Origin of the sequence: Pseudomonas sp. PS02303, assembly GCF_029959925.1 — a bacterium.
GTDB classification, from domain to species: domain Bacteria; phylum Pseudomonadota; class Gammaproteobacteria; order Pseudomonadales; family Pseudomonadaceae; genus Aquipseudomonas; species Aquipseudomonas mandelii.
Map to the genome: position 1 here is coordinate 1 of NZ_JASCOM010000226.1, position 9,332 is coordinate 9,332.

At 61.6% G+C, this 9,332-nt stretch carries 5 protein-coding genes; all 5 read right to left on the minus strand.

The window, feature by feature from the left end:
• Positions 1-98 precede the first annotated feature (98 nt).
• Complete coding sequence (locus QMX98_RS28220) at positions 99-3,551, minus strand: GMC oxidoreductase (protein WP_145306790.1); 3,453 nt, start codon at positions 3,549-3,551, stop codon at positions 99-101.
• A 1,027-nt stretch (positions 3,552-4,578) separates the two neighbouring features.
• Positions 4,579-5,145, minus strand: coding sequence for a GNAT family N-acetyltransferase (locus QMX98_RS28225; protein ID WP_010467022.1), 567 nt, complete (start codon positions 5,143-5,145; stop codon positions 4,579-4,581).
• Between the two features lie 84 nt (positions 5,146-5,229).
• A complete protein-coding gene (locus QMX98_RS28230) occupies positions 5,230-6,000 on the minus strand; it encodes an electron transfer flavoprotein subunit beta (RefSeq protein WP_010467008.1) in 771 nt (256 codons plus the stop codon).
• A 15-nt stretch (positions 6,001-6,015) separates the two neighbouring features.
• Positions 6,016-7,236, minus strand: a complete 1,221-nt coding sequence (locus QMX98_RS28235) for an electron transfer flavoprotein subunit alpha/FixB family protein (RefSeq protein ID WP_221107574.1) — start codon at positions 7,234-7,236, stop codon at positions 6,016-6,018.
• Positions 7,236-9,185: a dimethylglycine demethylation protein DgcB gene (gene dgcB, locus QMX98_RS28240; protein WP_010467006.1), complete on the minus strand. Its 1,950-nt coding sequence runs from the start codon at positions 9,183-9,185 to the stop codon at positions 7,236-7,238. The genes QMX98_RS28235 and dgcB overlap by 1 nt, the downstream gene beginning before the upstream one ends.
• Between the last annotated feature and the right edge of the window lie 147 nt (positions 9,186-9,332).

A 9,332-nucleotide genomic window follows, 5' to 3' on the forward strand; every position in this document is an offset into this window, starting at 1 on the left:
GCGTTGTATCAGGCAACGTCAATGTTGACTGTGCCGCCGCTTTCGCGAGCAGGCTCGCTCCCACAGGTTGTGCGACAAATCTCCAGCCACCGGCGGTATTAGCCGAGGGCGGTTTTCTCGAGGTGTTGCAGGATGATCGGGTACACATCGACCACCGCGTCCTTGCCGAACATGCAATCGATATGGCCGTACCCCGGCACCACATGCCGGCTGTAACGCTCCGGCCCATGGACCTTGCACACGCGGTCATAAGTCTTGAGCGTGCTTTCCGGCAGGTAGCACTGGTTGTCCGCGCCGCTGATAAAGCAGATCGGCATGCTCAGCCGGTCGAAGTGCGGCATGTAGACGTCGTCACCCTTGAAGTCCACCAGATGGCCTTTGCGCACGATCAGCGCCAGGTGCTCGAAGGTGTGCATGTTCGACTCGCCAAACAATTCGTGCAGGTTGTCGTGCAGGGTTTCGTTGAGGGTGTCGTGGCGATACAACGACGCGTACATGAAGGTGATGCGATGGCACACCGGGTTGGTGCAGTAGCCTTGGGCCTCAATCCGGGCGTAGCCGTTGAGCGCCTTGTCGTAGAGCTTGTTGAACCAGTTCTCCTTGTTGTCGGCATACGCCGTGAGGGATTTGATGCCGATGGCGTCGAGCATGCCCGGCAGGTGCAAACCGGCCTTGAGCCCGGTTGCCGTGGCGACCACTGTATCCGCCGCGATCTGCGAGCAGACCACCGAGCGCACGCCCTGTAGCCCGGCCAGCAACGACATGAAGAAGGTCGTCGCGCCGTAGCAATGCACCACGCACTGCACGTCCGCCGCCTCGGTTGCCTGGCGGATCTGCGCGATGGCCGCCTTGAAGTCGTACTGGGCGATCTGGTCGCCGTTCCATTCCTTCTTGCTCGCCGGCAGCAGGATGCTCACCCGCAAATCCAGGAGCCAGACGTCGTACTCGTGCTTGCACATGTACTCCAGCAGGTTGGTCTGGATGGTGTCGGTGGAGAAAATATTCGAGCCTACTCCCAACCCATGAACCAGCATCACCGGCCCTTTGCTGCCGCCCTGATAACGGGTCAGGCGCAATTCGACGTTGTCTTCGGTCTGGAAGAAATGCACCACTGGCGACGGCGCATCCAGGGGGCGTTTGAGCCGTGGCGGTGCGTCGGGATTGAAGTAGATGTCGCCAGCGAACACGCCGCCATAGCTCTCCCAGAGAATCCCGGCGAAGAACTTGCCGAACCGCGCCAGGCCTTCGATGCGTTCGCGTTCGTTGCGGGCGTTGAGCACCTTCATGGTGGTCATTTGCTTGGCAAAGTCGGTCGGATGGATGTGCATCACCCCGCTGCCGATCACCTCGCCGGTCTTGTCCGGCCCGCGATACAGCGTCACGTAGAGGGTGCTGGTGTCGTGCCAGATGTTCAGCACGCCGTTGTCCTCGGGCACGGTCTTGAAGGCGCTGAAGTAAAAGTCGCTGCCGTCCTCGGCGGTCAGTTTCATGTCGTACTTCATGTGGCGCACGCCGACCTGCTGCTGATACTGCTCGAACAGGTTGAACACGCCGTTGCTGGCGGTCAGCGGCTGCGGCGACAGGCTCGGGGCGTTGACCGTACCGACCAGCGTCGCGGCGTGCTCCGGCTCCTTGATCATGCGATTGAGGTCGTTGGCGGTGATGGTCAGGGTGAAATCGATGGGCGAGTTATCTGCCTCGCCGCGTTTGGCCGCCGCTTCGTAGACCTTCAGGTCAGTACTTTGGGCTGCGGTGAAGGCCCGGGAAAAGTAGCCTTTCATGGTTTCGGTGAATTGCACGCCGAGCGTTGGCGGCGCCACTTGTTTGCGTGGGGCCGAAGGCAGCGTGTAGTCGATCTGCCAGCCGCGATCGGCAGCCAGCAGGCCCATGTTGCGCTCGCTCACCGCGGAAATCGTCAGCAGCGGATTGACCGCCAGGGACGTCGGAATTACCGCGCCGTCGGTCACGTACAAACCGACATACACGTCAGTCCCGCTGGCGCCGCTGAACACCTGACCCTTGTGGTTGACCACGCCCTGCCCCGCGTCCTCGCCCATGACGCAACCGCCCAGGGGGTGTACCGAGACGATGCTGTGCTTGAGCAGCTTGGTCCAGATCGGGTTCTCGACCCAGATGCCGCCCAGTGCCTTGGTGCTCAGGTGCAGCCGTTCGTTGCCGATCTTGACGTTTTCCTGCTCGCCAACGCCCGGCCAGTCGATGCGCAGCTGATCCTTGCTGTCCAGCACCATCCGGCCCTTGCCGTCGTCGTGGCTCATGATCAGGTACGTCTGCATGTTGTGCAGCGCACCGTAATACGGGCCACGGAGGAAGCTTTCGGCTTCGCGTTCCTTGTACTTCAACTTGCCGGTAAAACTGTCGTCGGTGGGCTGACCGATCAGCTCGGCGAACCCGGCCATGCTCGGCACCATCGGCCGACCGAGGGCACCGGGGATCGATCCTTCTTCGATGACCATGCGGCTACGCCAGTCGCCTTCGGTGCGCATGTCGATGACCGAGGTGATGCACGGGCCGACCGGCTGCAATTCCTTCGCCGGATGCGCGCCGAAACCGATGCCATTGATCGGTTGTGCGCAATTGTGACCGAAGCCGAGGATGTCGCCGTTGCCGCTCATGTTCTCGCCGAGCTGGCCGGACATCGACAGGCCTTTGTCCCGGGAGCGCAGGAGGATTTCGGTGGAGCCAAGGGTGCCGGCAGACACCACGACGATGTCGGCTTTGACGAACAGCGTCGGCGCCGAGAACTTCTCGCGGCCACTGTCCAGGTACTGGAAGTGCACGATCCAGCCATCGCCGTCGCGCTCCAGATGCCGCACCTGCGCCTGGCAGAAAATCTCCGCGCCATGGTTCCAGGCGTCCGGCAGATAATTCATCAGCGTGGTGTTCTTGGCCTTGTTGTTACAGCCCGAGACGCAGTCGCCGCAATGGTTGCAAGGCAGTTGTTCAACACCGACATGGTTGAGGTTGTTCGGCAGTTTGTCGAAGGTCACGTTGATCGGCGGCCGGTAAAAATGCGCGCCTTGCTTGAGGTAGTCCGCCGACTTCTTGTTGGCTTCGAGTTTCGGCAACACCGGTGAAGTGCTGGGATACGGATTGGGCTTGAGCATTTCCCGCGCCCGGGCGTAACCGTCCTTGAGCAAGGTGTCGCGATGTTCGCGCACCGCCAATGGCCAGCGCGGATCGTCGAACACACCGGGCTCCGGTTCGAGGGCGACGTTGGCGTTGATCAGCGACGTACCGCCCAGGCCGCAACCGACCACCACGTTCTGCTGGGCGTTGACGTGCAGATCGAACAACCCGGTGCGCGAACCGATGTGGCCGTCCGGGTCGTGCACCTGCAATTCCTCGGTGGCTGCCAGCATCGTGTTCGGGTATTCGCCGGGTTGTATCTCCCGGCCCCGTTCCAGCAGGCAGACCCGCTTGCCGGCGCGGGACAGGCGCGACGCCGCGATTCCGCCGCCGTAACCCGAGCCGATGACGATCACGTCGTAATGTTCCTTGATGTCGCTGATGGGCGTTGCGATCCGTGTCATGGGACTTTCCTCTATCAGGCAGATAGGGCAACTCTGCGGTTGCCTGCAATCGATGGGCGAACGAGTACCTGGCCACTGAGTGAACTCAACGGCAGCACGCGGGTGTCACTACGAAAGGTCGGGCGCTATAGGCGAGCGCGCTGATTGGCGGCGCGGCGGTGAATGCGTTTGCGCAACAAGACCGCCGGGAGGGGCACGCACGTTGCGAAGAAAATGGGGGCGGGCTGGCTATCCATCACGCGTTCTCCCTGAACCAGATGTGGATAAATGACGGCGGTCCTTGTGATCTGTGAGTGAAGACAGACGACCGATCGAAGTCAAGCCAGCGGCTTAGAACTGTATGAAATCTGATCTATTCCATTCAAGCCTATGCGGGACGTGGCTTTCAGGGTTTGGCGAACAAGTTATCCACACCTCCACCCACAGCTAATGGGGACAAGTGTGGATAGGCGGGAATCTTTCTCCACAGAAACCGAAGAAAAACCGTGACTTATCCAGAAGGCCGGTTTTCCACAGCGATTGGTTGTTTTTTGATCTAAAGCTTGCAGGGCACGTTATACGTGGCTTGCAGCGGATGGCGAACACCTTATCCACAGAAGCGCCAACAGACTTTGGGGGCAACTTCCGCCGATCTGTGGAAAACCTCTGAAAACCGCAATATATCGGGCTTTGCGGGTGATTAGTCGCGCAAAACCGCTGACTTGGTCGTTTTTTAACCAGCCACCTGACAAGCCCGTTTTATAAGGCCTGTAGCGGACAGCGAACATCTTATCCACAGATGCGCTAACAGAGATTGGGGGCAAGTATTGGCTAGGGGACAAACTTATCCTCTCGAAAAAGCCTGTAAAAACCGCAAGTTAGCCTGGTTGTTTTTTGTACGAAGGTTTGCAGGGCTTGTTTTGTATGGTGTGTAGCGAAGGGCGAACATGTTATCCACAGAAGCGCTAACAGGGATTGTGGGTAACCATGGGTTTTCTGTATGGGATGAAAACGCCAACCTGAATCTGGCGCAACATCGGGTTAATGTTCATGGCCGGTACATCAGGTAGGCCTCCCCCGTGACCCGAATCATTGGATGGGGCGTGATCTGGCAGGTGTCGACGATGCGGAAGCCATGACGCTCATAGAACCGACGCGCGCCAGTGTTGGCGGCGTAGTCGATCAGGCTCAAGCCGTTGAGCCCGAGCCGGTTGGCACGGTCGTAGGCGTAGGCAAGGAATTGCTTGCCCAGGCCCAGGTTGCGCCAGCCTTCATGCAACGCCAGGCTGGAGATGTACAGGGTGTCGGGGATTTCCATCTTCGCGTAGGGCGCCAGGACCGGATCGGTCGTCGGCTCTGCCAGCGGATCGTGACGCATCACGTAACTGTGCAGCATGCCGATGACCCGGCCCTCCGACTCTGCGATAAGGCAGTTCTGCCAGGAGAAATCCACGTCGTCGCGGGCGTAACGAATGGCGCCGACGTCCAGCAGATCCTGACCGGGCTGGGCGAGTTGGCTCCAAATGTAATCGGCAGCCCCCTCCGATGTGATTTGAAACAGACGCGCAATCTCACGCGCATCGGCGCGCACTGCCGAACGAAATTCTACTGCCATTGTTTCCCCATAAATGTCGGTGACACGGACACCCTGTGGGAGTGAGCCTGCTCGCTCCCACATGGGTTCTGTGCTGATTTTCGGTTAGCGGACGACGCCTTCTTCGATCAGCAACTTGAGAATCGCCTCAGCCCCGGCCTGCGCGGTCACGCCTTTGAGCACTTGCCCACCGCCGCCACTGGCCTTGGCCGTCGCAGCTTTCATCCGGTCCGCGCCGCTCTTGGCCTTGATCACCTTCAGACGTTTTGGACGTGGCTTGGCCGGTTGCAGCGTGGCGACGGCCAACAATTCATCATCGATCACTTCGACTTCATCGGCCTGCAACACCCCGCGTCGGGCCGGGCCGTAGGCGCTCTGCCGAGGTTTCGGTGCAGCGTTATCCACAGTTGCGAGAAACGGCAGCCGCACTTTCAACCGACGGCGTTGACCGCGAGGCAAGGCTTGCAGCACCAGCGCTGAATTACCGTCGATGGATTCCACTTGAGCCAGCCCCACCACCAGCGGCCAGCCGAGGCTTTCCGCCAGCAGGAACGGGAGCATGCCCGAGCCTTCGCCGGTTTCCGCCTGACTGCCGGTCAGCACCACTTGCGCCCCGGCGTCGCGCAGGTACGCAGTCAATGCCGGCAGTGCATCGGCGCCTTGCGGTTGTTCGAGCACATGCAGTTGTTCCAGGCCCATGCCCAGATAAGCGCGCAACGCCGGCTCTGCGACATCGCCGGCATGCAGCACGTGCAAGTTATCCCCAGCCAGTTGCAGACCCAGTTCCACCGCCCGCGCATCCTGCTCCGCGCGACGTGGCCGGCCGGAGGTCGGGTGGGCGCCGATGGACACCAAGCTGATGATTTTCGTGCTCATAACCCTTTCCTTTCCTTAAGCCGCATCGCGCTTGGCTTCGTTGCGGTAAGCCTCTACCGCCGCGATCAAGGCTTGAAGAATTTCGGCGCTCTCACCGATCACCGACAAGTCGGCTCGTTTGATCATGTCGCAGCCAGGGTCGAGGTTGATTGCCACCACCTTGTCGCAGGCACCAATGCCTTGCAGGTGCTGGATCGCCCCCGAAATCCCCACCGCCACGTAAACCCGCGCGGTGACCCAGGTACCGGACGCGCCGACTTGGCGATCGCGCGCCATGAAGCCATCGTCCACCGCCACCCGCGACGCGCCTTCGGTGGCGCCAAGGGCTTCAGCGGTCCTGTGGAAAAGTCCCCAGTCCTTGACTCCGTTGCCGCCGGAGAAGATGAATTCGGCTTCGGCCATCGGAATCGCCGCCGGATCCACCGCCACCGCGCCCAAATCTTCAATGCGCGACAAGCTGCGTGCGACGGCTGTGGATAACTCCACGGGCAACGCTTCGTGACGGGTTTCGCTGACCGGTTCTGCGCACTCGGCAGCGGCCAGAATCAAGCGTGCGACCGGACGCGCAAGGTCCTGTAAACCGGCACCGGCGCGGCCGATGCATTCCTGATCCTTGACCTGCCAGACCCGCGTGGCCGGGCGTTCGCCCAGTGCGGCGGCAAAGCGCCGACCGAGTTCACCGCCACCGCTGCGGCTGTCCGGCAGCAGCCAGTGACGCGGACTGAACTGGTTATCCACAGCCCGCAGACCCTGGACCCGTTGCTCCGGTGCATAACCGCTGAATTCATCGCCATCCAATACCAGCAAGCGATCGACGCCTGCGGTAGTGAAGGCGTTTTCTTTGTGTTCGCCGAAAACCACGGCCAACACCGCGCCTTCCTTGCCGGCCAGTTGATGAGCCAGACCGAGCAAGTCGCGGTCGTGGCTGCTCAAGCGGCCGCCGACCATGTCCGGCACCACGCTGATGTAAAACGCAGGTGCAGGCACTTGATGCAGTGGCAATTGCACTTCCACGGCCGCCGAGCGTTTGGTCGCGCCGCCCTGCTGAGCGCCGCTGCGGTCAATGCGCTTGATGCCGTTGGGACCGATAAAACCGATGCCGTGCAGGTTCTTGCGGATGACGCCGTTAGGGCCCATCCAGCTGTGTTGCGCCGGTTGCATGGCCGCGTGCAGCGGGTGCAGGCGGTTACGGGCAATCCATTCGGCGCGGGGGTCGCGGCGGATAATGTCGCTCATCAGTGGGCCTCCGCAGGTTCACGTTGGGCCGGTTTGGTCGGCTTGCTCGGCGCCGCGTCTTCGAGCAACGCGTCCGCCACCAATTCGGCGATGTCCTTGATCAGCGGACGCGGTTCGACCACGCCTTCGAGCATCGCGGTGCATTGCGGGCAACCCACGGCCACCAGTTCGGCGCCGGTTTCGCGGATGTCGTCCATGCGCATGTCAGGGATCCGTTGCTTGCCCGGAATGTCGGTGATCGGCGCCCCGCCACCGCCGCCGCAGCAGCGCGAGCGGAAACCGGAGCGTTGCATCTCTTTGACTTCAATGCCGAGGGCGCGCAGCACTTCACGCGGCGCCTCGTATTCGCCGTTGTAGCGGCCGAGGTAGCACGGGTCGTGATACGTCACGCTGCTGCCTTTGTGCTGGCCAAGGTTCAAGGCGCCAGCGCCGATGATTTCGGCCATGTAGGTGCTGTGGTGCTGCACCAGGTAGTTGCCGTCGAAGGCGCCGTACTCGTTTTTCAGCACGTGGAAGCTGTGCGGGTCACAGGTGACGATGCGGTTGAAGCTGTACTTGGCCAGGGTCTGGATGTTGCGTTTGGCCAACAACTGGAAGGTTGCTTCGTCGCCCAGGCGTCGGGCCACGTCACCGCTGTCGCGCTCTTCGAGCCCCAGCACCGCGAAGTCGACCTTGGCTGCTTTCAACACTTTGACGAAAGCGCGCAGGGTGCGCTGGTTGCGCATGTCGAAGGCGCCGTCGCCAACCCAGAACAGCACGTCGACGGATTTCTTCTCGCTCATCAGGTTGAGGTTCAAATCCGCCGCCCAGTTCATTCGCCCGCCCGGCGCGAAACCGCCCGGGTTATCGGTGGCGATCAGGTTTTCCAGGACTTCGGCGCCCTTGTTCGGAGTGGCGCCTTTTTCCAGGGTCAGATGGCGGCGCATGTCGACGATGGCGTCGACGTGCTCGATCATCATCGGGCATTCCTCGACACAAGCCCGGCACGTGGTGCAGGACCACAGGGTCTCGGCGTCCACCAAACCGTTGACGATCGGTTGATGCGGGTTGCCGGCGTGCTCGCCGATGGCCTTGCCCGGATACGGGCTGCCAGCGAACTTGGCGTCGGTGCCACCGGCCAGGCCGACGACCATGTCCTGAATCAGTTTTTTCGGGTTCAGCGGCTGGCCGGCGGCGAATGCAGGGCACGCGGCTTCGCATTTACCGCACTGCACGCAGGCGTCGAAGCCGAGCAGTTGGTTCCAGGTGAAATCCTTGGGTTTTTCCACGCCCAACGGTGCGCTCGGGTCGTTCAGGTCCAGCGGTTTCAAACCGGTGGAACGGCCGCCGCCAAAGCGTTCGGCGCGACGGTGCCAAGCCAGGTGCAGGGCCCCGGCGAAGGCGTGCTTCATCGGCCCGCCCCAGGTCATGCCGAAGAACAGTTCACTCACACCCCACAAAACACCGAGGCCGAGGATCGCCGCCACCACCCAACCGCCGAAGTTTTCCGGGAGGATGCCGGCCACCGGCAGGGTCAACAGGAAGAAGCTCGCCGAGAACGCCAACAGGCTTTTCGGCAGGCGCATCCACGGCCCTTTGGACAGGCGCGCCGGTGGGTTGCGACGACGCAGGTACACGAAGATCGCACCGACGAACATCACCACCGTCATCAACAGCAGCGCGTAGCCGAGAATGCGGTTATGCAGGCCGAAACCGTGCACCAGAATCGCCAGCACGATGGACGCCACCGCACCACCGGCCGTGGCCACGTGGGTGTTGGCGATGTATTTGTCCCGCGCCACGACGTGGTGCAAATCGACCATGTAGCGCTTGGGCATGGCGAACAGGCCGCCGATCAGGTCGACCTTGGAGGCACGGCCCCGGCGCCACATAGCCACCCGCCGCAACGCGCCGAGGACGGCAAGGCCCAGGGCAGCGAACAACAGGATTGGAAGAAGGGTGTTCAACATGGTGGAGCTCCCAAAGACCGCAGGGTCTTGCAGGCCAAACTACCTGGATGCCTTGCCCGATTCCTTGTAGGAGCGAGGCTTGCCCGCGAAGGCGATGGATCAGCCGACATCACTGTTGAATGTCAGGACGCCTTCGCGGGCAAGCCT

Excerpts from the sequence above, each read along its gene's own strand:
- QMX98_RS28220 (WP_145306790.1), bottom strand. The coding sequence starts at position 3,551 with ATGACACGGATCGCAACGCCCATCAGCGACATCAAGGAACATTACGAC.
- QMX98_RS28225 (WP_010467022.1), bottom strand. The coding sequence starts at position 5,145 with ATGGCAGTAGAATTTCGTTCGGCAGTGCGCGCCGATGCGCGTGAGATT.
- QMX98_RS28230 (WP_010467008.1), bottom strand. The coding sequence starts at position 6,000 with ATGAGCACGAAAATCATCAGCTTGGTGTCCATCGGCGCCCACCCGACC.
- QMX98_RS28235 (WP_221107574.1), bottom strand. The coding sequence starts at position 7,236 with ATGAGCGACATTATCCGCCGCGACCCCCGCGCCGAATGGATTGCCCGT.
- dgcB (WP_010467006.1), bottom strand. The coding sequence starts at position 9,185 with ATGTTGAACACCCTTCTTCCAATCCTGTTGTTCGCTGCCCTGGGCCTT.